General features: G+C 36.9%; 22 protein-coding genes. 17 read left to right on the top strand and 5 right to left on the bottom strand.

Going from position 1 to position 22,933, the window contains the following annotated elements:
- The first annotated feature begins 74 nt into the window (after window positions 1-74).
- The 7 genes from MKX62_RS04060 to MKX62_RS04030 all read left to right on the top strand — a co-directional run bounded on the left by MKX62_RS04060 (window position 75) and on the right by MKX62_RS04030 (window position 6,526).
- Window positions 75-647: an Ig-like domain-containing protein gene (locus MKX62_RS04060; RefSeq protein ID WP_340740820.1), complete on the top strand. Its 573-nt coding sequence runs from the start codon at window positions 75-77 to the stop codon at window positions 645-647.
- A gap of 1,050 nt (window positions 648-1,697) precedes the next feature.
- The gene (locus MKX62_RS04055; protein WP_340740819.1) at window positions 1,698-3,317 is read left to right on the top strand and encodes a DUF5050 domain-containing protein; all 1,620 of its coding nucleotides are present in this window, start codon (window positions 1,698-1,700) and stop codon (window positions 3,315-3,317) included.
- A 395-nt stretch (window positions 3,318-3,712) separates the two neighbouring features.
- On the top strand, window positions 3,713-3,904 hold the full coding sequence (locus MKX62_RS04050) for a hypothetical protein (RefSeq protein WP_340742541.1): 192 nt from the start codon (window positions 3,713-3,715) through the stop codon (window positions 3,902-3,904).
- A 317-nt stretch (window positions 3,905-4,221) separates the two neighbouring features.
- Window positions 4,222-4,812 (top strand): hypothetical protein, encoded by a 591-nt coding sequence (locus MKX62_RS04045; protein WP_340740818.1) that lies wholly within the window; start codon window positions 4,222-4,224, stop codon window positions 4,810-4,812.
- 157 nt (window positions 4,813-4,969) lie between these two features.
- Window positions 4,970-5,239, top strand: a complete 270-nt coding sequence (locus MKX62_RS04040; protein WP_340740817.1) for a hypothetical protein — start codon at window positions 4,970-4,972, stop codon at window positions 5,237-5,239.
- Window positions 5,240-5,323: 84 nt separating this feature from the next.
- Window positions 5,324-5,764: a hypothetical protein gene (locus MKX62_RS04035; protein ID WP_340740816.1), complete on the top strand. Its 441-nt coding sequence runs from the start codon at window positions 5,324-5,326 to the stop codon at window positions 5,762-5,764.
- A 525-nt stretch (window positions 5,765-6,289) separates the two neighbouring features.
- Window positions 6,290-6,526, top strand: a complete 237-nt coding sequence (locus MKX62_RS04030) for a hypothetical protein (protein ID WP_340740815.1) — start codon at window positions 6,290-6,292, stop codon at window positions 6,524-6,526.
- 155 nt (window positions 6,527-6,681) lie between these two features.
- On the opposite strand, the gene MKX62_RS04025 is transcribed toward MKX62_RS04030, so the two are convergent.
- Both MKX62_RS04025 and MKX62_RS04020 read right to left on the bottom strand, forming a co-directional pair.
- Window positions 6,682-7,269, bottom strand: a complete 588-nt coding sequence (locus tag MKX62_RS04025) for a hypothetical protein (protein ID WP_340740814.1) — start codon at window positions 7,267-7,269, stop codon at window positions 6,682-6,684.
- A gap of 74 nt (window positions 7,270-7,343) precedes the next feature.
- Window positions 7,344-7,493 carry a hypothetical protein gene (locus MKX62_RS04020; protein WP_340740813.1) on the bottom strand — a complete coding sequence of 50 codons (150 nt, stop codon included), beginning with the start codon at window positions 7,491-7,493 and terminating at the stop codon, window positions 7,344-7,346.
- Between the two features lie 575 nt (window positions 7,494-8,068).
- Here MKX62_RS04020 and istA point away from each other — a divergent pair.
- From istA to MKX62_RS03985, 7 genes are all read left to right on the top strand, one after another.
- On the top strand, window positions 8,069-9,523 hold the full coding sequence (gene istA / locus MKX62_RS04015; protein ID WP_340740812.1) for an IS21 family transposase: 1,455 nt from the start codon (window positions 8,069-8,071) through the stop codon (window positions 9,521-9,523).
- 17 nt (window positions 9,524-9,540) lie between these two features.
- Window positions 9,541-10,245: an IS21-like element helper ATPase IstB gene (gene istB / locus MKX62_RS04010; protein WP_445683545.1), complete on the top strand. Its 705-nt coding sequence runs from the start codon at window positions 9,541-9,543 to the stop codon at window positions 10,243-10,245.
- Between the two features lie 178 nt (window positions 10,246-10,423).
- On the top strand, window positions 10,424-11,191 hold the full coding sequence (locus MKX62_RS04005; RefSeq protein ID WP_340740810.1) for an S-layer homology domain-containing protein: 768 nt from the start codon (window positions 10,424-10,426) through the stop codon (window positions 11,189-11,191).
- Window positions 11,172-11,771 carry a hypothetical protein gene (locus MKX62_RS04000; RefSeq protein ID WP_340740809.1) on the top strand — a complete coding sequence of 200 codons (600 nt, stop codon included), beginning with the start codon at window positions 11,172-11,174 and terminating at the stop codon, window positions 11,769-11,771. The genes MKX62_RS04005 and MKX62_RS04000 overlap by 20 nt, the downstream gene beginning before the upstream one ends.
- Window positions 11,772-12,579: 808 nt before the next feature.
- The gene (locus tag MKX62_RS03995; protein WP_340740808.1) at window positions 12,580-12,714 is read left to right on the top strand and encodes a hypothetical protein; all 135 of its coding nucleotides are present in this window, start codon (window positions 12,580-12,582) and stop codon (window positions 12,712-12,714) included.
- A gap of 117 nt (window positions 12,715-12,831) precedes the next feature.
- Window positions 12,832-13,188, top strand: coding sequence for a hypothetical protein (locus tag MKX62_RS03990; protein WP_340740807.1), 357 nt, complete (start codon window positions 12,832-12,834; stop codon window positions 13,186-13,188).
- Between the two features lie 104 nt (window positions 13,189-13,292).
- The gene (locus MKX62_RS03985) at window positions 13,293-14,147 is read left to right on the top strand and encodes a WG repeat-containing protein (protein WP_340740806.1); all 855 of its coding nucleotides are present in this window, start codon (window positions 13,293-13,295) and stop codon (window positions 14,145-14,147) included.
- A gap of 331 nt (window positions 14,148-14,478) precedes the next feature.
- Here MKX62_RS03985 and MKX62_RS03980 read toward each other — a convergent pair whose 3' ends face one another.
- Entirely contained in the window at window positions 14,479-16,101 is a 1,623-nt protein-coding gene (locus MKX62_RS03980) for a hypothetical protein (RefSeq protein ID WP_340740805.1), read from the bottom strand.
- Between the two features lie 125 nt (window positions 16,102-16,226).
- Here MKX62_RS03980 and MKX62_RS03975 point away from each other — a divergent pair, with 125 nt between their 5' ends.
- A complete protein-coding gene (locus MKX62_RS03975) occupies window positions 16,227-18,089 on the top strand; it encodes a hypothetical protein (RefSeq protein ID WP_340740804.1) in 1,863 nt (620 codons plus the stop codon).
- An 898-nt stretch (window positions 18,090-18,987) separates the two neighbouring features.
- On the opposite strand, the gene MKX62_RS03970 is transcribed toward MKX62_RS03975, so the two are convergent.
- Window positions 18,988-19,320 (bottom strand): hypothetical protein, encoded by a 333-nt coding sequence (locus MKX62_RS03970; RefSeq protein WP_340740803.1) that lies wholly within the window; start codon window positions 19,318-19,320, stop codon window positions 18,988-18,990.
- A gap of 176 nt (window positions 19,321-19,496) precedes the next feature.
- Here MKX62_RS03970 and MKX62_RS24405 point away from each other — a divergent pair, with 176 nt between their 5' ends.
- Both MKX62_RS24405 and MKX62_RS03965 read left to right on the top strand, forming a co-directional pair.
- Entirely contained in the window at window positions 19,497-19,982 is a 486-nt protein-coding gene (locus MKX62_RS24405; RefSeq protein WP_445683518.1) for a tyrosine-type recombinase/integrase, read from the top strand.
- A 273-nt stretch (window positions 19,983-20,255) separates the two neighbouring features.
- A complete protein-coding gene (locus MKX62_RS03965; RefSeq protein ID WP_340740802.1) occupies window positions 20,256-21,758 on the top strand; it encodes a S8 family peptidase in 1,503 nt (500 codons plus the stop codon).
- 397 nt (window positions 21,759-22,155) lie between these two features.
- Here MKX62_RS03965 and MKX62_RS03960 read toward each other — a convergent pair whose 3' ends face one another.
- Window positions 22,156-22,854: a FadR/GntR family transcriptional regulator gene (locus MKX62_RS03960; RefSeq protein ID WP_340740801.1), complete on the bottom strand. Its 699-nt coding sequence runs from the start codon at window positions 22,852-22,854 to the stop codon at window positions 22,156-22,158.
- Between the last annotated feature and the right edge of the window lie 79 nt (window positions 22,855-22,933).

The raw sequence follows: 22,933 nt of genomic DNA, 5'->3' as shown, positions 1-22,933 counted from the left end.
GCTACACCACCTATATTAGTAAGGATGGTATTCTACTCAGCTCATCATTGTCCATAAATGAGGATAACGAAAGTGTGAAAATATATGCTCCTGAACAAAGTTACAGACCAGGGGATACTTATATTCTATATGTGACAAACGGTGTTAAAGACCGTAGTGGGAATCCGTTAAAACACTTAACGACTATGGAATTTACAATTAAGGAAGATGATAGCTCTCCTGATAAAGTCATAACGTTAAACGGCGTGAAAGAACGAAACCTTATGGCTATAGTAACCGACAAACAGTTCCTTATGCACCATACAGGTTATATAATTGATGATGGTGAAAAGCGTCTTTTAGAAAAAGATGAAACAAATATGTACTATTATGTTGATACAAGTGAAACTTCTATTTTAAACAAATCGGTAAGGCTATCTCCGAATAGATTACTCCCTAAACCTATAAGAAACATCAGTTATGGTTTTTATGTCCCCGAAAATGAAGACTATTTGCATCGCTCTATATCCCTAGTATACCTAGATAAGTTTCTAAATTCTGTTGTTTATCAAGAGGAATATAGAAAACTAACTAAGGCTAATATACAGATACCCTCCTCCGTGATAGAAATTAAAACTCCTGCAATTAATAATTATATTTTTGACTAGTTGTATTATCAACTTAGCCACCTGAATTTAGAAAAAATAGTTGTATTAAAATTGCGTGTATCATTGAAATTACCGAATTTATAATGAGAGGAAGGTTTAAGTGGCACACACATAGAATACGATTTTAAAAAGGTTTGTTTAAACAGCTCACCCCTTATGAGAGTAAAATATTGCCACTTTGCATTAAGAAGGATATTCTAACCGTGAATTGCGAAACGCTAGAAAACTGTCCTGTCCTCTTCAAAAAGTCTACCGGAGAAAATTTAAGCTAATTTCTCGGGGGAGACTTTTCTTTTTTTGTTTAGATAAGATTAATTAAACGGAAAATAGGAATAATAAGTTAACTGTGAAGAGGTGAGAAAAAGAAGACATGACAAAAAATCCTGTCTCAAAAGTTTCTTTAATACAAATTCATATAGGCAAGTAAAGCTACTTTTTAATAAGTATGATTTAGTCCATTCAATACCATTATAGCTACTAATTATGTGTTTACTGCCGAAGGAATTGGTGTTTTGCCTGTTATCCCTTGATGTGTTCGATTGGACTTTTAATGGTTGTAGATGTGATTTTAGAATAAGTGTCAGCAATTTATCGGGTGAATGATTATTCAGATTTAATTTCTGCTCTTGCTGATGAGTCTTTTCACATACAAACTGAACTCTTTTCCCTTCTCCTTTTTATGGCAAGACTGAAATGTATTAAACCGATGCTAATTTAAATTGAAACATCTGGTAAAGTTGTTCTAATCATAGAAGATATTTGAAAAATCTTCGGAAATAAACTTAGAATTCTTCCGCATCTAGGTTTGTCTAAATACCTGGTAATTGAAAATGCTAACTCATATATTCCGTTACTAATGACTTATGTAAAAAGGTGCATTTCTATTGTACTATTAAGTTGGATTATTAAATGATTACGGAAGACGAAAAGGTAGATTACTAAATGTGTTTTTGGGGGGCTTGAGATTTGAATTGGTTCATAACTACGGTCTTCGGGATAGTGTAAATAATATTAACAGATCTCAAAATTAAATCATAATAGGAGGTTCATATGTTTCAGAAACCATTTTTCTTAATTTGTATGGCATTCACATTACTATTTACGGCTAATGATTCTACCTATGCTGCTACCCCGAATGTGGAAAAGTTCGATTTTCAAATTCAACATGATGTGGATGAAGAACGATTTACATATGGGGCGGGAGCATTTGAAGAGATTACAGCGCTTCAGCCCAATGAGTCAATAACGAAGAGTGAAGTTATGCCTTCTAATAGGATACTGCAAGGAAAAGCAGTAATTCCAGAGCTTCAATCTGCAACCCAGTGGGAACCGCTTCAAACAATTACGGACCCTCAAAAAGAGTGGACAATTACATTTAATACACCCGTAAACGTAACGGAACAAAATACATATAGAGTGAAAATTTTAGATGCTGCTGGTATAGAAATCTTTACTAACATTAGAATTAATACTGCTGGAATTAAAATCAAACCATCACCTGCATACTACGAAGAAGGTGAAATATATACACTATTAATCCAAAAAGAGTTAGATAATCATAAAGAAATCCAATTAGGCAAAGCCGTCTATTTACAATTTGTCTATGAAGCACCGCCGACTGAGCAAAAGCCGGACATAACAGAAGTCACTGATGTGTATTCAGCTATTTATGTAGGGCTGAAAAATCTTGAAGATACAATTAATATCGGGGAGTACTCAAAAGATAGTAAAGTTGTTTTCGCAGAATTGAATAAAGTTTTGAAAGAGCATCCAGACATTTTCTATTACCAATATAGTGGAAGTCTTTTCTGGACGGATGGTCGATTTGAGGTTAAATATGCATATCCTAAAGAGAAGATTAGGGAAATGCGAGGTGAACTTGATTGGTCAGTTGAGAAACTGTATGAATCGACAATAAACGCAGGCATGTCTGAGTACGAAAAAGTAAAAGCAATTCATGATTATGTCGTATTACACACAGCGTATGATTATAATAACTATCTAAATAACACAATCCCGAAAGAATCCTACTCTCTGTATGGTTTAATGGTGAACCAAACAGCCGTTTGTGAAGGGTATGCAGTGACAATGGTTTATTTATTAAACCGGATAGGAATTGAAACGCTTTACGTCAGTAGTACTCCGGCAATGAATCATGCTTGGAATAAAGTTAAGATTGAAGGTGAATGGTATAACTTGGACGTCACATGGGACGACCCTGTCCCTGACCGTGAAGGGAAAGTGGGCTATGGCTATTTTTTAGTTTCTGACAAACAATTAGCTAAAACACATTCTTGGAATAATGCCAACTTGCCAACAGCGACAAACACAAAATACGAGTTCAGAACTAACATATGGACATCTGATCTTGACAATGGTTGGATTTACTATGCGAATAATAAAGATGCCATTAAGTTGTATAAAATTAAGGAAGACGGCTCAGGAGATCAAAAAATAGCCGATGTTCGGGCAAATGAATTAGTTGTCTTCAACGGCTGGATTTACTTTAGTAACTACTCTCATGGCGGTTATTTATTTAAAATGAAAATAGACGGTAGTGTACTTATACAAATTACCGATTTCCTAACAACTGATTTATCCCAAGAAGGAGGTACCCTTTACTTTACTAACAAGAATTTGAAAAAAAGTTATAAAATTATGATTAATTAATAAATTATCATCCGGTGTCAGTGAGGTCGAGATATATGGTAAATGACTCTACTCAGACAACCATGATAGATATCAAAGAATATAGTCCTTTGAACCCTTAATAGGTCAAGGGACTTTTTTTGCTTTCTATAATTTTAAAATTTCCTCTTGAACAAGGACAAAACAGAAATCATGAAACGTAGTTTGTAATGATCTTGCATTCTCTTGATATGATTCGAAATGAATTGTTTGATTTAGTCTTCAGGTAACGTCCATTACAATCTTAATTCCAACTATATATTATAATCCTGAATCAATGATTGAAGCCCTAATTTCCATTGCGATTCGAAATGAAAAGATGGTTACAACCTGTTTAAGCAGAACCTTAGGGAGTTGGATTAGGAGTATTTGTTGTCATAGATTTAGATGTAAAGAACCGGCCAACGTCTGTTAATAGTTTCCGCATAGGTAGTTTGATTGCGAGTATTGTTCATCCACGGCAGGTGATGAAGAGTGCTATCTTATCTTACTTTGAAAGGATTTTAGTTTCCACAACTATTGTGCGGCAGGTAAAGTCGGCTGAAAGTTCTCATAGTACCATTTTGTAACCGAAATCCAACCAGAGGTGGTCGGGGCAACTGATAGGCTGGGCCGCAAAGATATGAGTAGGGCTTGATGAAAGAATCAATTGCGTTCCGTGCGCGAGTATCCCTATACCTATGGTGGTGGAGAGGACCTCTGGCAAGAGCGAGCACCTACGTTATAAGGGGATGTGGAAAGCTAACAACATGGAGGGACACATTCTATATTGAAATGTTTGGCTAACTAACAGAACAAGGATGTCCTTCCTATCATATTTAGAGAAAATCAGTTAAAATTGGTAATGAAGTAAATCGTTAACGCGTTTGAAAGAAGGGCTAGAAGAATGAATAGAAAACAGACAATAGTAATAACCATCATCGCAGTAATTGTTGTAGTGCTAATTGCAGGAATCGTAACAATGAATAATAAAGAAAAGAATGGATCTGTAGATGGAGAACAAAAAGGAATTGCAGAAGGTCAGCAAGATGTAAATGAAGGAAAACTAGATGAGGCTGGGACTAGTAAGACAAACTCTGAGCAGTCTACCGAAAGTGAGCCAACGGGTAAAGGCGAAGAAAGGACTCAGGCGGAAAACAAAGGAAAAGATTCAGTAAAAGTCCAGGGATTTAAAGAAGATAACGAAACAATTGTGGGTAAAAAAGAAAAAGTACGGGGGACGGTATTAAATTCACTACCTAAAGTATCATACGAAGTGCAGGATAATACCGACACGGATACATGGGGAGTAGTACTGAAACATGACCAGCTACCAAATGGATTAAAGGAAGCTGAAAGCTACACGATAACAATTGGCGCTAAAGTATATGACTTGAAATTAAATAAATTTAATGCAAATGTATTTAATGGCCACATATCGAGTATTGAACACACAAAAGAAGAAGTGGAAGCAGGTATTGTGAAAAGAACAGATTAGTATCAATTCACTGTAACTTATTTATAATTGAGCAAGCTGTGTGAACAGTGTATAATATAAGATGATTCATAACTTAACAATAGGATCAATTGAGTGACTATAAACTACTCTTGTATTGTAGAGTATGATTGGTTGATAAGAAAGGACAAGATATTAAATGACACAGAGCGAGGTAATATTAAATACTTTATCCGAAACTACTTACGAAGTACAGGATAATACAATTACGTATACATGGGGAATTGTTATAGTGGTAGAAAACCTCCCGGCAGGTCTAAAAGATGCCCAAGGTTATACAATTACTGTTGGAGATATGGCATATGAATTGAAAATTAATAAGTTTAATCCCGACGTTTACAGTGGTCAAATTTCAAGTATCAAACATACATTGTCTGAAGTTGAATCAGGTATCCTAGCAGGGAAATAGTAGTGTTGTAAACTTAGTTTGAAGTGAATGTATATATATTGTATGATGAGTATATTCGGTAAAAAAGAATGGGGGGCTTACTAAATGTTTAATAAATCAACTACTGCAAAAACGTTGACTATGGTATTAGCAGCTGCAGCAATAATCCCAGTGGTAATCGCTGTATCACCGGTAGAAGCAAGTGCCGCGTCTGTTACTGACTACGTTATCGAAAAGGATGGCGTACTTTATGCCATAGATCTAGGGACGTATCTAGATATGAAAGCTGGGAAGGCAGAATTTTTGCAAGGCACATCTGTGAAGTACATTGAGTCATCAAATGGTAAAGTTTACACGTTACTAGACTTTCTCGATGCAAAAGCGGGAAGCGGCGGAAGTCTTAGTGGGGCTTTACAACTACTTGAACAACACGGAGAACCTGCTAGTGTTGATATCGGACAGGTTATTGTAGACAAAGATGGGAATGTAACATTGCAACAACCAGAATCGAGTGCTGCAGTTTTCGAAGTACTTAGTATCGATTGATACAATTTCATTAATAGTGGTTGTCATTCACGTAAGCTGCAATTATGAATAAATATCCTAATATGAATTTTGATAAAAAGGTGAAACAAGTTCAAAAGCGAACTTGTTTCACCTTTTATTATTTTTGACTAATATTAAAGCTCTTAAGTTCTTTTGGTGAGTGTATCTTTGCAACTTTTTCCGGAGACAGGAATTCTAAAACGGAAAGTTTGTTGAATGAGATGAAAATATTTAATTTAGACGAAAATGTTCACGTCCTTCATGAGGAACGTACAAATGAAGAACTCTTTTTATCGTTGAAGTCGATTCATCATAAGCACTATGCCCTTCCTGTCAGAAGATGTCTTGTTGTGCGTACAACCGTTACTACCTTCATGTTGATGACTTACCCATTTCAGATTCTACTCCACATGTGGCTTTGTGATGAATCCGGAACGACACAACACTGTTCGAGTCAAGGCGAATGCATTTTCATTATGACAGAAAATCATTCAGGTGATTTGGGATTTCAAAAAAGGTGATCATATGGAACGAATTCATCAATTGCATCCCACACTTTTAAAGGGATTTCCAAAAATCAAAGAACTCGATGAACTCGTTCAAACCTTCCGAAACTTATTTGCGGAAAAGAGAAGTGGGAAATTAGTAGATTGGTTAGAGATATATGAACAAATTGACTATCCTTTTATTACAAGCTTTCATCCGTGGTATCCAACAGGATATGAGTGCTGTCATATTGAGTATTCAGGAGCTATGGAGTAACGGCCAGGTAGAAGGGCATGTCGAGTGATTAAAAACAATCAAACGATTGATGTATGGATGAGCAGGATTTCAAGTACTGAAAAACAGCGTTCTTTATGAATTTTAACTATATTAAAATAATTCCTACACCTAATAAAGGAACGAAATAGATTGATTCACCAAAAGAGCGTAAGTGCCAGTAATGTATAAACCGTATTACTGTTTGGCACATTTGTATAAACATAAACAGTTGCTTTTGCTGCATTGTACTCGCTTGAACAAGCTACTGCAAAGCCATATACCTTAACGTCTTTTTTGAAGTACAAAGTAACACGGTCTGCTTGATCAGCTGAAATATCAGTTAACGTTGCACCTACTGTTTCTTCTTGTCCTGTATCAGGATTTGGACCCCTCAGAATGTTACGTTCGGCTTTTAAGATGATTAGGTTGCGGTTTGTAGCATCTACAACCTTTGCATTGATCAACACTGTTTTATCAGATGAAAGTGACTCAGATGTTAGCAATGCTGAAGTTAAACCATTTTGAAGAGGAACACGTTTTTCAGTAAAGTTACCAAAAGTTGATGTGAATGCTACATCTACATTACTTGCATCTGTAATTACATTACCTACTACATCTGTCAACTTGAAAGTAACAAGTGTGCTTTCTTTTCCGTCTGCTTTAATAGTCGTTCTATCATTCGCAGTTGTCAAAGATGTTTGGTAAAGTGAAACTGCGTTTGGCATTGTAAATTTAGAAAACAAGTCAGCTTACGTTCCGGCATTCACTTTAAGACTAGTAGCTGTCAGTGTGTATTCTTTAGCAATCTCAGCACCACTCACTTGTAGTTGTACTTCTTTTTTATGGTGCTAAATGTTGCACCTAGAATTGTCATAGCAGGTATAGAGAAGTTATCAGTAGTTGCAGAATCGACAGCTACTAATAACTTAACAGTAAGTTTTGTATCGGTAATCGAACTTACCCCCAAAAAGCTAATCTCCAACAGTGGGCATTATAATTGGTATAAAAGATCTAGAAGAATGAAATGAGCGGATATACATTTAAAAACGATGAAAACAAACAATTATTTTTTGAACATTTGTAACGGCGATGGATATAAGAAGGATCTTGAATGCTTTCGGACATTCACAATGTTTTTAATCCTGATAAGAGCATTTAGGATTAAAAGGAGGTAAGTTGATACGCTTTTGTACGACAATTTAGAAATATAAAGGAGTAGAGATTTATATACTCTGCAAAAAAATGTTAATATCTGCACCTAGTGTAAATTTTTAGTCGGATCTTTCAGCATTAAATCTATATAAATCGGTTAATTTAGATAAATTAAGTAAATGGAGTAGGGAGATATAACTTTAAAGAAGAAATTTGAACAGACTTTCTTGAATAATTAACCACTTGTGTAGTGCAAAATAGAAGTACATAGAATTGCAAAGGAAAAGTACATAACGTTGCAACACAAGTTTCAACAAAAAAAGGCTTGCCAGCCTTCCAAAATTTCTCTACTGTATTGGTGTCGAATCAAATCAGTGGAGGTTGAAAGGAATGCTGGCAATGCCTGAAATTAATTGTATCAAATTAATGAGGAATCAGAAATCATTATCTATTAATCACATATCAAAAACTCTTGGAATCAATTGGAGAACTGCTAAAAAGTATGCAGATGAAGATGATTTGCCTGTAGAAATAGAAAGAAAAAAGTCAGGAATGATGTATGAACAAAAATGGGGAGAAATTGTTGGAGATTGGCTTTGGGAAGATCAAAAGCTCAAAAGAAAAGAAAGAAGGAATAACAAAGGAATCTTTTCTGCCTTACAAGAAATGGGGTTTAGGGGGTCCTACCGGACTGTCTCATATTTTATTAAAGAATGGCGCGAAGGAAGAGAAGATGTTGAAGATGAGACTAAAGATAAAAACTACGAGCGCTTAATCCACCCTCCCGCTGAGGCACAATTAGATTTTGGATTGATGCAAGCTGTTCAAGATGGAAAATATAAAGACATCCATTGCCTAGTCATGTCTCTTCCCTTTAGCAACGCTGCTTATGTAATTCCATTACCGGCGGAAAATCAAGAGTGTCTTTTACATGGCATGAAAATGATATTCAAACAACTAGCAGGGATTCCTAAGAAAATCCGTATTGATAACATGAAAACAGCCGTCATTAAACCAAGGAACAGAAATGAGGAGGCTGTATTCACAGATGAATTTCTTCACTTTTCGAATCATTATGGATTTGAACCCCAAGCCTGTAATCCTTATTCCGGCAACGAAAAAGGAAGTGTAGAAAATAAAGTCGGCTACGTTCGATATAATTTCATAACTCCAGCACCCGTCATAGAGGATTTGGAACATCTAACCCGGCTACTTGAACAACAGCTTACAACGGATCGTCAACGCATACACTATAAAAAACAAGTACCGTTACAAGAGCTATTGGAGGAAGAGCATCAATATCTTTTGGAGTTACCTGAAGAAGAGTATCCTGTTTTCAAAGAAGAAAAAGTGAAAGCAAATAAATATGGAGAAATCACTTTAGACAAAGTAAAAGTCTATGTTCCGAAAGCTTACAATTATACAGGTTTATCTATCGTAAAATATTGGAATCGATTCAAGGTACTATCTCCACATGGAGAAGTCTTGTATGAAGATAATCGTCCGTATATGCACAAGAATCGTGAGATTCCGTGGAAATCCATCTTAAAAGCGTGGTTAAGTAAGCCGCGTTCAGTACCCTATTCTCGTTTTTCAACTTATCTTCCAGGTCGAGTATATGAATACTTTAATATCTCGAATCTTTCGATTCGTAAGGAACGCATAAATTGGGTACTAGCACTACTAGCCACTCATGATATGAATGAAATCAATAATGAGTTTTATGAGCTATTGAATGGACAAACAGACGCTTTAAAAGACCCGGAAGCACACCCTTATGACGTTGATTGGAACAAGTATGATCAGCTTCAGAAAGCACCAGAGATTGAAGGTGAGGTTCGTTGACTACAAATTTAGATACTATGTGTAAAACTTTACGTTTAGCTCATGTCAACGATATTTATTCTGGTATATCATATGAAAATCCAACTCAATTTCTAGATGATTTATTTCAAAAAGAGCTTCAGCTGCGAGAAGAAACGAAAGTCGAACGGTTAATAAAGCAGGCGAAATTTCATCAAAAGAAGTCACTTTCATCATTTCAATGGAAAGAACAGATTCATTTCCCCGCTCACATTGACTCGCATGAGCTATGTACACTAAGTTTTATAGGCCGTAATGAAAATTTAATTTTAACCGGTGCTCCTGGAACTGGAAAGTCTCATTTAGCGACCGGTATTGGATATGAGGCCTGTAAGCAAGGTTTAGAGGTTCGCTTTTATAGAGTTTCTGACTTGGGAGAAGCGCTCGAAAGAGCATGGCGAGATGGCAAGCTATCTCAGTTTAGAAGCCGCTTTAAAAATGTGGATTTAATTATATTGGATGAAATGGGTTACGTTCCATTCAATAAAGAGGGAGCAGAGCTCCTCTTTCAGCTCATCTCGGATTGGTACGAACAGAAAAGTTTAATTATCACTTCAAATTTAGAATTTAGCCAATGGAATCGTGTTTTTAGCGATTCTAGATTGACTGCTGCATTGGTAGATCGAGTGATACATCATGCTCATATTTTGAATTTTACAGGAGATAGTTTTAGAGTAACAAACGCTTTATCACGTCAGAAATAAATACTGATTTGAAGGCTGGCAGGCTTGTGTATTTTCCTTTGCAATCTTCTGCACTTTTATCTTGCAAAACACACCACTAGCAGTCGAGCTAGTATCTGAAAAACATAGCCTTATATCTTGATCCATTCTATACTATTAACAATGGATCATTTTAACAATAAAAAGGGGATGTTAGGAATTGGGGGAAATTAATTGTAAATTTAATACGCTGAAGATATTCCTTACTACTATTCTACTTATATCGATAGGTAATTCATTTTTATTAAGTAAAGCGACTGCAGAACAAGCATACTTCAATGATATAAATGAAGAAACGGTATCATTGAATTCAATTAAATCGGAGGCAGAACAGGAAATTATCAAAGGGTATCCCGATGGAACGTTTAAACCGGATATTCATATAGATGAGAGTGTAAAAGATGTAAAAACGAAGCAGGACTCAGTTAGTAAAGTGGATATTCACCAGACGAAAGGAAAGGTTCAATCTCTGAAGCCATTAGAAAGATGGGTACCGCTCCCTGCTTCCATTAGAGCACACAGGGAGGACACGGATGCACCGGCAGGATCAGTAAGGAATGTTGCGTATCAAGGGGGACGTTATTTAATTTTCGAGTATGATCATAAACACAAAATAATTGATTTAGAGACAAACAAAGTTTCTGCAGTGCTCGGGTCAGATCTTAATCCCTCTATGGGGGGAAATATGGCCTCATGGATATCAACAGATTCAAAAAAAATAGTCCTGTATGATTTGGATACAAAAAAGTTAAAAGAGATAAAATGTCCCAATAATGATACTTGTCGTACCTCCAACATTTCGAAGGACGGGAGATATGTTACGTTCTTAGCTCAGCTGCAAGTGGGTACGAAAAATGCCGCAGGAGCTACCGTAACTCAACGTTATATATATGATGTGGGAAAAAAAAATGATTCCTTTATATTATGATAGTGGTTCCAACACATCAAACCCTTGGAATGGTAAGGAGTTGGTTTACAGCGGCCATCCAAATTATGAGCTTGAATACGGAACAGTTATTATTCGGAATGGTATTAAGATTACAATGCCCTCTCCAACAACAGTACTTTCGCCCTTGGACCAAGGATTTTATGCGTATAATATAAAAACTGGAAAACAGCGCAAATTAGATGTGCCGAGTAAAATCATGAATCCGGTCAACTACCAAGTAGCGGGTCAATGGATGGTGTTGGAAAACTCCGGAGTCTATTTATATAACTTGGAAACTGGTGAGTTAAAAACGGTGGTTGAAAGAGGAATCTATGGGAAATCCGTCATCGCAAATGTATACTTCCCGTCCATCAACCACGATAGTGTTGTTTATACGAAAAAGGGTCAATACATGAAATATGATATCAAATCTGGAAAGACTAGCCAACTTCTTCAATTGAAGAATCCTCCAATAAACGAAGTAGATAATGATTTTAGCTCCAGACATAGTCTGTTGGTTGACGATGTGATTGTACTTTATGGAAGTAATGTTCCGATGACGATAATTAAACTGAAATGATAATAAAAAGATTAGATGGAAGAGAAAGTTAAACGGCAATTCCATAACTTTCTAGAATAGTGCGATTCGCCAATTCCTTTGTTGTGTATACATTGGAAGCCTTGTAGAAGTAAATCAGGTCGAAAAGAGGAAGCTAAGCATGTGAAATATGGTTTAGGGACAGAAAAAGCCAAAAAGGGTTGGATTCGACGCACATATCGGAAAGGAATAGACATCACCAAGTTGACTCAAAATGGGGTCATGAAATTTATTTTGAATTTCAATCAGCTGCTGTGTTCGAATTAACTTGACAATTTATAAATAAAAATTAAGCCTACATTCACTATTGTAGGCTTAATTTTTTCTGGTGTTGAAAACTATATTTGAAGTAGCAATCTTTAATTCCCGGCATTGTTATGTCCTCTTGGGCGAATTTAAAGTAACTGTTCAAGCTATATTTGATTATCAAACCTTTGAAAGACGTAGAAGATTTATCCCAAAGACAAATTGCACTTAAGCTTGGAATCCCGCAAAGCATAGTTGACAAAAGCTTAAAGATAAACAAGCTGCCTACATCGATTCAAAATCAAACTGTTTACAGCGAGAAAGGGTACTATGACGAAACGGAGCAAGTTTCACTAGCTTCTTAAGCTCTAGAATAAGATTCCAAATAAATTTAGCATATATTTATAGTATTTACCGTGGCTAATAATTGGAATATAGAATTTTTCTGCACTTTAGTATTTTGACCTACGGACTATAGGGCTGTTAAATGATTAATAGTAGGAATAGTGTAAAGTAATAGATAAATGGGGAGGGGGTGAAAATAATGACCCGGAAAACTAGAAGCGATTGTACTGTTGGAACTTTTGAAAAGAAACAGGGACTCCCAGCGGGAACGATTAGAAAAGACGATGGAAGCGATAAAAAGATTGGAACGATCCGAAAAGAAAGAGGTAAGTAATGAAAAGTATTTAGTTTTGGATGTCTAAATAATCGGAGTTACAGTTAGTTAAATTATAATAGGTAAATGTTAAATTAATTCATTAAGACAAATATATTTTAAAGGGAGTCCCAAAAATTGAAGAGTTTAGTTAAAGTTATCATAACAACAATTTTATTTTTATCCTTCATAGGACCGATACAAGTATTTGCAGACAATGAATTTTTCGCATATGGTATTAATGTTAAATCAAAAGAAACAGAGCCTACTAGGAAAAGCGACGATGAACTACAATTGTTTACAAGTGATGTCTGGAAGGATCTCCCTACTCATACAGATGTAGCTTTGGATAAAGAATGGGTTGTAACATTTAATCACGAAGTCAATCTAGACACTGCAAATGAGAACGTATATGTGACTAAATCTTACGAAGGGGTAAGTCAGATTCAAGATGTAAGAGTGGTTCAACACCCCTCATCTTTAAAAAAATTGTAATCCAGCCACCTACTTCTGGTTGGGAAAGTGGTCAGACTTATGATATTTCTATAAATAATAAAGTGAAATCACTCAGTGGTAAGTATCTAAATCAGCCTACTACAATGAAATTCACAGTGAAAGCAAGTGTACAAGAAACAAATAATCCGCTTTATGTTATCCAAGTAAGCGGGAAATATGGTTATATGAATAAAAGTGGAGAAATAATAATTACTCCAAAATATGTGGATGCATCTAATCATCTCTATAATGAAACCGAAGACCTTGCCGCGGTCGCGGTAGATAAAGAGAGTTGGGGCTATATCGATAAGCAAGGAAATATTAGTATTGATTTTAAGTATAAAGCTGCTGGTGAATTTTCAGAAGGGCTAGCGCAAGTTCAAAATCAAAATCGGAAAACTGGATATATAAATAAAACTGGAGATACAGTCATACCATTTCAATATGACCGAGCAAAATCATTTTCAAATGGACTTGCGCCAGTACTACTTAATGAAAAATGGGGTTATATCGATAAAGCAAATAAAGTTGTAATCGATTTTAAGTATGAAGATGCTGAAGGATTCGCAGAAGGGCTATTACCAGTAATGAAAAATGGACAATGGGGTTTCATTAACACTTCTGGAAAAACGATTATAGACTTCCAGTTCGACTTAGCTTATGGATTTGGTGAAGGTTTAGCGAGTGTTAAAAAAGGTGACCTTTGGGGATATATTGATACTACTGGAAAATTTGTTATCGAACCGCAGTATACAAATGCATATCTATTTTCAGAAGGATTAGCAAATGTAGATAAAAACGGAAAGTTTGGCTTCATAAATAAAGACAACGAGATGATTATCAAAGAACAATATGATAGGGCTATTAGTTTTCAAAATGGATTATCTAGAATTAAGCTAGGAGATAAATGGGGATATATCAACACCATGGGAGAAGTCATATATCATCCAACAAATTAAAAATAGCTCTTTAGTGACAAGTTATCTGAATACGTATTGGTCAAAACCTCCATCCTTACAGATATATTTCGTCGGGGAAGTTTGGAGGAGATTGAACAAGGAATTCGCTCAAAAAATGGAATTCGGAAGGGGGCTGGATTCGATCAGTGAATCCTACCCGGGACACTATATAATCCAACATTGTACTTTGCCGAAAATCTCGGCGACAAACCACGTAGATAACTGCCAATTCTAATATGAAAAGCCCCTCGATTGATTTCTTGATCGAGGGGCTAAATTATTTGGAGTACATCAGCATCGTGTTAATCGTGTTTGAAATGTATTGTTGCTTTTATTGTGCACTTATTTCAAATTCTTTTGTATAATTTTGCTTCAGCTGTTTTCCATCTTCAGAGACAAGTCGGTTGTTAACGACTACTTTATATTCACCTGCTGTATAATTTCCTGTTGGAGGAGCAATTTGTACTTTTTTACTTGTTGAATCTAGCGTAAGGGTATTTTGTAATTTTTCTCCGCTTACTGTTTCAATATAAATATAGTCATTATTTTTTAAAGATTTTGCATCTATCACTTTATTAAACGTTACAGTCCATACTTTGTCAGTTGGATACCCATCTTGTTCTGGCTGCTCAGTTTCATTCGTTAAGTCAAACGCAATCAGTCGATTCGGCTCATTGTTATACGAATATGTTGTTAAGTAAAGCGTTTGTTTGGAGTAATCGGTATAAACTTCGACCCCTTCTAACGACTCGATATCATGTGTCCAAAGCAACTCTCCTTCAAGTGTGTACAAATATAATTTTGAAAGATAACGAATATCGGGATTTATCCAGGTTGCCCCGACAACCGGTAGGAAATTGATTGAGTCTTCTCCTAAAATTTTGTAATTCGTTTCGTCATTCTCGGGCAATGAAATCGTCGTTTTGAGCGTTAGATCAGATGCATATTTCATGATTTTATTCTGGTCAAACCTATAAAAACTATCGTCTTGATCTACTTTATAAATATGGTTAAACTCTAAATTACCGGATATTGTTTCCCCAGACGTTAAATCGTATTTATAGAGTTTGTCATTCGCAGAAATATAAAAATACTGATTGCCTAATGCCGTCGCCGGATAATAGGTATTCAGATTCTGACTAAGTGTTGTTTCCCCCTTTGAACCGATTACCGTAATTCGACTAATACCATTTTCATAGTCGAGTGGCTCTTTTAAAAAGAGGGAACCTGTTTTTTTATCCACATTCAACATTGTGGCAAATTCACTCTCTTTTTCATAAATTAAATTTCCGTCGGAATCAAATTTACTGAAGTAATTTGTATTCCATTCTTCTTCATCAAGATGTGAATGATTTATATAAACATTGTTTTGATTGTCAAAACTTATTTTCTCAACGAAATTAATATTTGCTCCGACAATATAGTCCTCTTGGACAGTTCCATCGAAATGAACCTTTACAAATGTACCTTCATTTTCTTTTTTTATATAGACATTACCTGCAAAATCACCTGAAAAAGTAAGCCCGTTGCCTAATTGGAATGATTTTGACCATTTTATAGACCCATCCATATTGTACAAGGAAAATTCAGATTGTTCTTTATTTTGTTGTTTATATACTAATAAGTGATTGCTTTGCTCTGTTTCAATGTACCTATATCCATTTGCTTGAATCGGCGTTGCAGCCCCACGATTTCCATCTTTGTCAATACTCATTAAATCTAAATGATAGACAGATTGCGTAATAGAACCGACTTCTTCAAATGATTGGTCTCTGTTTTTTAAAAAAGTAATGGAGTCATCCTTGTTCGCAAAAAGTTTTTGAATATGCTGCTCACCGTACTCATAAGTCCATTTCACCGGCGAAACTTCCGCTGCTTGTCCAATAGAGGAAAAGATAGGTGAGAAAAATAAAATGACTGCCATAATGTAAAATAATCCAGTATATTTCTTCAAGTCGCATCTTCCTTTTCAGTTAATTATTACTAATATACAGTACTTTATTTCTAAAGTAAATAATTAGTTCAATAGTATTATATAATCATGTGTCGTATACTATTTAAAGAAAGGGAGGATTCATTTTGCATTATTTATTACTGTTCCCGACAGCAATGGCTTTATTCTTTTTCACAGGCGGATTGTATGAGATAGAGCCATATTATAGTAGCCTATTACTACTCTTTATATTGACAATTTTAACGGTCTTATATAGAATTATTCGCCAAGAAAGGTGGCATTGGAGTGCTACTTGTTTAGCAGTAATTCCCCTCCTGTATCTACCCTTTTTCCATCAACTAGAATCGACCAACGACACATGGGTTCAATTCATACGAATGGCTGCCTATGCATCGTTTTTCTTCTTATTGCTGACAGCGAATCAGAAGGTCGCCAACAATCAGATGTTACCTAATAGTTTCACTTCATTCAGCTATGTCATTTTGGTTAGTACATATATAGGGATTGCAGGCTTTTTTTCGATTTCTCATTTTTGGCTGATTTTATCGGAAGATATTTCAGGTCTAGGGATGCGTCTTGGCTCTTTCCTCCAATATCCAAATGCGTTCGCTATTCTATGCGTAGCTCTCTTTCTATTCCATGGGTTACAAGTTGTCCAACAAACGTCCCCGAAGTGGAGGTTCATCCATCTAGCGCCGCTGTTGCCTTACCTTTTGCTGATTCTGTTGACTGAATCGCGCGGGGCATTGTTAGTGTTGCTACTCGCAGTCTTGCTATCAATATTTATGTTGCAACAGAAAGATCAGTCTTTGTTTCTAATCTCCATGCTTGCTTCCGGCTTGTTGGCGATAGTACTCTATCGTTTTTCCTGGCTTTTAAATAGCTATCCCGCGGTTTACATTTTAATTACAGTCATAACAGGTAGCGTATTCAGTGTTGTAATGGGGCGATGGGGAAATTTCAACTTTCACTGGAAGTCCCAATTATTAATGCCGTTGGGGGCTACCGTTTTATTTGCTGCTGTGATTTTGGATATTTTGTTTCAAGGTTTATTATTTAAACTGTTGCCTACCGTTTTACAAAGTCGATTGGCTATGGGAAGCGGTACATTGGAAGACCGCTTTTTGTATATCAGTGATGCTTGGCGCGCATCCGATCAATTCTTGTGGTTTGGCGCAGGCGGAAATGCATGGAAATCGTTCATGTATCAAGTCCAGACTTCCCCCTATATTAGTCATGAAGTCCACAGCTCTATCATGGGAAGTTGGATGGAAGTTGGATTAATCGGCCTGTTGATAATCGGTGTTTTGTTTATATCAGCCCTTTACCAAATGTTTCGATTGCGCTCACTCCATGTCATTCCTTTTTTAGCAATCATCGTACATAGCTTTTTTGACTTCACTTTGTCCTATGGATTGCTCGTTTTTGTTCTTTTCTACTTTTTTGTGCTAGCTGTTGGTGAGCCTACCACAAAAAAGGGTAGCACAATAAACAATAAAAAATTTTTGACCTACGGTTCAACCGGACTCTTGCTTATTGTAATGACGATTGGCTCCATTTATGCATTTCGTTTTCAGCAGGCAGAACAAGCATATGTGAATGGAGAAGTGAATCAGGCATTGAGATGGAATCCATATAAAATGGAGTATAATCTTGCGTTGAAAGGTTCTATCACTGACTTAGAGAGGGGTCTTCAATATGAGCCGCATCATGCCTATGCTATCTATCAATTGGCTTCATTGTATCGGGAAGATGGAAATACACAGAAGACACTTGTACTGTATAGACAGGCAGTTAAATTGGACTCCTTCGATGCTTATAAACACGAAGGATATATCGAATATTTACTCGAAATAGGGGAAATTGAGCAGGCGAAGAAAGCCTATGCGGAGTATAAAAAGTTAGGATCACGGCCATTTCCAACCAACAACCAACGAAACTTCCACTTGACTGACAAAACGATACAGATGATGGAAGAGATTCAATAAAATAAATTAACGAATCCGAAGCCAACTGACTTATATAAAGAGCATCCTTAAGGCTGATGGTCATTCATTGGAATCAGTATATAAAAAGCAATCTTGGTAAGGGGAACCAATCCGTATATTGTAGAAATATTGAAAGATAAAAACCAGAGCTCAGCTTATTCACTTTGGCTGGGTTATTCACTGTATATTTATAATGGTTGATGAATTACGACGATTTCACCTTGCACAGGCAACCAAACAATTTGTCTTTATATCAAACGTAGGCACCCTTCATTTGTCACGCACAGTGCATCTTTAACTATGTATCAGCTTGTACGCAAAGTAGTACTGACAATAAGTCTGGTTCTTTATCAAACAGTTGTGGAAGGAAATTGGCTACGATGGATGTAGCTATTGATGGTAAGTATTGCTTGCGAACCGTCGGCTTGTTTTGAAAAGTATCATTAGATAGTATGATTGTTGTCTAGACTTCAGGTGCCAACTCCTTATGTCATAAATTTTTTCGTTACAAGGGAGTGGGAAACGCCCACTGTGCAAACCTACTTATGATTGTTGGAGCTGTACGGCACCTTCCGCTTATCTCATGAAGCGGAGTGATTGGGATTACGATATGGAAGGCGGCAAGATAAACCGCGGTCGCCCTCACTAGTGATTGGTTCGATTATCGGTTCATCTCGTTTGAAAGTAGATGATTCGTCGTAAACGAGTTTGCAACTATTACTTTTCTTTTAGTTAAAGGTCTTTAGGTCAAAAAATTCTTGTGAGCTGTGTGTTAGTCATCTGTTGATATGACTGTTACGGTCTCATCTAACCATCGATAAACTCCTTAATTTACAATGGTTATAAGTCTATTTTACGATGTTGATTGGTATGTTAGAAAACCGTTTATAAGCGCTTTCTATCGAAAGTAAAACCCTTCAACAGCTACATCATAATCCATAAAAGCATCGCTAAATAATGCCTTGTCGATGAGTCCGCGCAAGACACCTAAGTAATAACCAGGAAGATTCTTTACTATTTTGTGTTTCGTTGTTTGGACTGAGATACGTAGTGCTAGTGTTTCGAATAGCTCAGCTTTATCTTCATGAATACTAAACTTGAGCATTTGCATAGACTGGTGACGGTAGACGCCGTAAAAATTACGTGCTAATTTGCTTTCTCCGATTGTTGAAGAAAGGAAAGATTTCATCTTCCCAAATAGCGTTGTAGGCAACACTTCTGGAGGAGACATTCTTTTAAAATCTTTAGAACTTATAGCTTTAGAAAGAAATGCTTCGGTCTACAAATCCGCGGGGTGGGGCTTATTGTCAGTGGGCTTCTCAGTTTTCTCCGGACTGTTCAATTTCGACTGGTCATTAGTAGGTTTAATGACGTAAATAGTAGCGATAGCTCTGTTCCGCGCAACAATTGGATTCACGCTATCATCTTCTTTTTAGTGTTCTCTATTATACGGGTTCGCGCTTAAGTCCCGTCCGTACGTTAGAGAGAAGCCATGTTCGTTTGGCAGATCGCGTCATTTATTTTCCGAAGGTAAAGGGGGCAAGGATTTGTATTTGCCCCTTCATGATCAGTCAAAAAGGGTTATTTGAACAGTATTTTGCAAAGTATGATCTAGAGGAGCATGGTTACGTATTTCCGTCTACGCGTTGTCCAGATCGGCCGCACAGTGCATCGGATATTCGCAATAAGCTTCGTTGGACTGCCAGTCAAGCAGGGCTAAATTCTTTAATTACTCCACATATATTGCGTCACTGTACGGCAACACATTTAACGATACGCACGGTTCCGCAGCATACCATCGCTAGCATTTTAGGGCATGCTGATTTACGTTCGACAATGCGGTACCAGCACCTAGTTGTAGACCATTTACGCGATTCGTTGAATATGCTTTAAGAGATGGGCATGATAAAAGTGACAAGGGCCGATGGTTGGTCCTTTTTTCTTTGCTTACAATCAAGTAATTACTGATGATTGCGTGAGTTGATAGGTTAGGGTGGTATAATAGGCGCATAGAGAAGATAGAACAGGGTGTAAAGAACTGAACGCTTGCTGTATTCATTGGGCGTATAGTTTAAGCGCATTTCATTGGCTATACACGAGTTATTTCTTCTAAAGCTAGAGAGTTGATACAAAAAATAGATGATGAGGATTGGAAGGGGGATAGATATGAGGAGTACATTATTTAGAGTAATGGCGGTCATTTTGTTAGTGCTATCATTCGTGATGCTACCAACTATGAAGACGATTCATGCCGATGTAGCGACAAATGCTACAAATGAATTGCTTGTCAAATACTCGAGTGATTATCGCTCGTTGGCTAGTACGGAAATCCTACAAGATGTTGAGACTATGGAATCAATTGCACCACAAGTTGAGCTTTTGACATTTTCGGATGATGCGGATATGGAAGCGATTAGAATACAGTTGGAAAATAATCCGTCTATCGAATATGTAGAGCCAAACTACGAACGTCATTTACTTACTGTTCTAGATGATCCGTATACGAGTAGCCAGTGGTGGCTTCCTCATGTGAAGGCAGAAAGTATGTGGAAACATGTGGCGGCTCAAAAGAACAAAGTGGTAGTTGCAGTAATTGACTCTGGAATTGACATGAATCATGAGGATTTGAAGAATCGGATTGAACCAGGTGGATATGACTTTTTTGCGAATACTACAATGATGACGGATCTACATGGACACGGAACTAAAGTTGCAGGCGTTATTGCGGCTGAAGCGGGGAATGGGCGAGGTATTTCTGGGGTTGCAGGTCCGTTTGAAATTTCGATTTTCCCTATTAAAGTGCTAGGTAGTAGTGGCACAGGCAGTACCTCGTTAATAATCAAGGCGTTAGAGTACGCAATTGCAAAGAAAGTCGACGTCATCAATCTAAGTCTTGGAGGTGCTAATTCTTCAGCAATAGAGAATGAAGTTATTCAGCGTGCAGTCCGTGCAGGAATCGTTATCGTTGCTGCCGCTGGGAATGATGCACTAAAGGGGAATTCAGTTTTTTATCCCGCATCATATGAAAATGTCATCTCAGTTGGAGCAGTGGATGAAAATAATAGTAGGTCAAGTTTTTCAAATTACAATCAATATGTAGATCTCGTCGCACCTGGTGAACGGATACTTACGACGTTCCCGAAGCAATCGTATAATAAGGATGGAGGAACTTCTTTTTCCGCACCCATCGTTTCAGGAACTGTGGCGATGATGAAAGCGTTGAAACCACAGTTATCGCCTAGTGAGATTGAGGATTTATTGAAAACGACGGCTCAAGATTTTGGGGCACTGGGGTATGATTCTTTTTATGGACATGGTGTATTAGATATTGAGAAATTGACTGACCGGCTTGTGGGTGCACAGTTTGTAGGTGATTTCTTAGAAATGACTGTTCCAATTACGAAGGAGTTCATCGTGTCATTCAACCAAGAGCTTGTTCTTGGTAAAGACTACGCGCAGGATGTCATCGTGTCACGGAAATCTGACGGAAGTGAACGAGTTACTTTGTTCACCACAACAGTTGATCCAACAACACCCACGAACCTACTTATTGCACCGCTAACAAATTGGGACTATGGGGAATATTATTTGAATATCACTACCGGAGTACAGAGCAAGGACAATAAATCATTAAAGAATGATGTCCGAATGAAGTTTATTGTGGAATGAAATAGAAACTTAGCTATCTATTTACCTTTACTCAGTTTCCAATACGCACTAAGGAAACAAAGATAAATATTGAAGAAAAACAATGTCTTGGTCTACACTTTTCATATAAAATGCTCCTTCATTTGTAGTATAGGGAACTGATTTGGTTATCAGTATCTATTCCACAGAAGGAGCATTTTTTTGTATCATTATTCAGATCAATATACATATATAGTTTAAATCACTTCAATTTACTTCCATGCAATGCTTTTGACTACTCCTTGTAACTAACACAACTTGATTTTTAAATAGCCTAAAACTTGAAAGTTAGTCCTATTCAGAAGCTCCTACTGATATCCCTACTGGTGTTCTTTTGGCTATAACTATTCGGATTGAAATGGGGCTAGCTACCCTTATCTCACTCCTCTTCGAGCCATTCCTGATTGTTTAAGATCATATCATTGATCTGTTTTTCACTGACAACCGCGTCTTTTCGGAAGAGTAGGTCCAAATAGGCTTTATGCGTATGGAGTGTCCGCTCGATGCTGCTAGATTGTTTGGAGGCAATCATTTTTGGCTTATACAATTCGTAAATGGTTTTGCCAATCTCGATAACAAATGCATTTTCGGTTGCTTCAAGAACCGCATAGTGGAATTCCAAATCGATAACTGCCAGTTCTTCAGGGCTTAACTCCGGCTTTAGCCGCTGGGCTTGACTATGATAGACTTCCTCAATTTTTTTAATCTTTTCTTCAGACCAATTGGTACGAATGATATTAATCATAAGAATCTCGAAATGCTGACGGAATTCGATCAGCTTCTGCGTATTATTACTGTGCATGATCAAGCTGAAAATCAAGGGATTCAAGGAAAAATGGGAAGGGTTATTGGTGATGTACATGCCTTCACCGCGCTTAATCTGAATGACTCCGATCGATTCCAGTATCTTTATAGCTTCCCGGACTGGTGTCCTGCTAACGCCAAGTTGTTCGACCATTTCAGATTCTGTGGGTAGTTTATCACCATTTTTAAGTGTCCCGTCTAGTAGCTTTGCCTTTATGGCGGAGACAATCTCAGTTGATATTTTGTCAGAAGTTGTTAGTTTTTCAAAATGCATAGGGTGAATCCTCCGGTTGAGTTTACTTTCTTCTCTATAGATTATATCGGATAAACAGAGTTTCACCTAAGTTTTATCA

The organism is Sporosarcina sp. FSL K6-5500, from assembly GCF_038005665.1.
GTDB lineage: Bacteria > Bacillota > Bacilli > Bacillales_A > Planococcaceae > Sporosarcina > Sporosarcina psychrophila.
The sequence above is the reverse complement of the archived record's forward strand: the minus strand, read 5'-3'. Positions and strand labels throughout refer to the sequence as shown.

Bases quoted from the DNA above. Each gene is read 5' to 3' on its own strand.
- MKX62_RS04055 (WP_340740819.1), top strand. From the start codon at position 1,698: ATGTTTCAGAAACCATTTTTCTTAATTTGTATGGCATTCACATTACTA.
- MKX62_RS04045 (WP_340740818.1), top strand. From the start codon at position 4,222: ATGAATAGAAAACAGACAATAGTAATAACCATCATCGCAGTAATTGTT.
- MKX62_RS04040 (WP_340740817.1), top strand. From the start codon at position 4,970: ATGACACAGAGCGAGGTAATATTAAATACTTTATCCGAAACTACTTAC.
- MKX62_RS04035 (WP_340740816.1), top strand. From the start codon at position 5,324: ATGTTTAATAAATCAACTACTGCAAAAACGTTGACTATGGTATTAGCA.
- MKX62_RS04030 (WP_340740815.1), top strand. From the start codon at position 6,290: ATGGAACGAATTCATCAATTGCATCCCACACTTTTAAAGGGATTTCCA.
- istA (WP_340740812.1), top strand. From the start codon at position 8,069: ATGCTGGCAATGCCTGAAATTAATTGTATCAAATTAATGAGGAATCAG.
- istB (WP_445683545.1), top strand. From the start codon at position 9,541: ATGTGTAAAACTTTACGTTTAGCTCATGTCAACGATATTTATTCTGGT.
- MKX62_RS04000 (WP_340740809.1), top strand. From the start codon at position 11,172: ATGATTCCTTTATATTATGATAGTGGTTCCAACACATCAAACCCTTGG.
- MKX62_RS03995 (WP_340740808.1), top strand. From the start codon at position 12,580: ATGACCCGGAAAACTAGAAGCGATTGTACTGTTGGAACTTTTGAAAAG.
- MKX62_RS03985 (WP_340740806.1), top strand. From the start codon at position 13,293: ATGAAATTCACAGTGAAAGCAAGTGTACAAGAAACAAATAATCCGCTT.
- MKX62_RS03970 (WP_340740803.1), bottom strand. From the start codon at position 19,320: ATGTCTCCTCCAGAAGTGTTGCCTACAACGCTATTTGGGAAGATGAAA.
- MKX62_RS03965 (WP_340740802.1), top strand. From the start codon at position 20,256: ATGAGGAGTACATTATTTAGAGTAATGGCGGTCATTTTGTTAGTGCTA.
- MKX62_RS03960 (WP_340740801.1), bottom strand. From the start codon at position 22,854: ATGCATTTTGAAAAACTAACAACTTCTGACAAAATATCAACTGAGATT.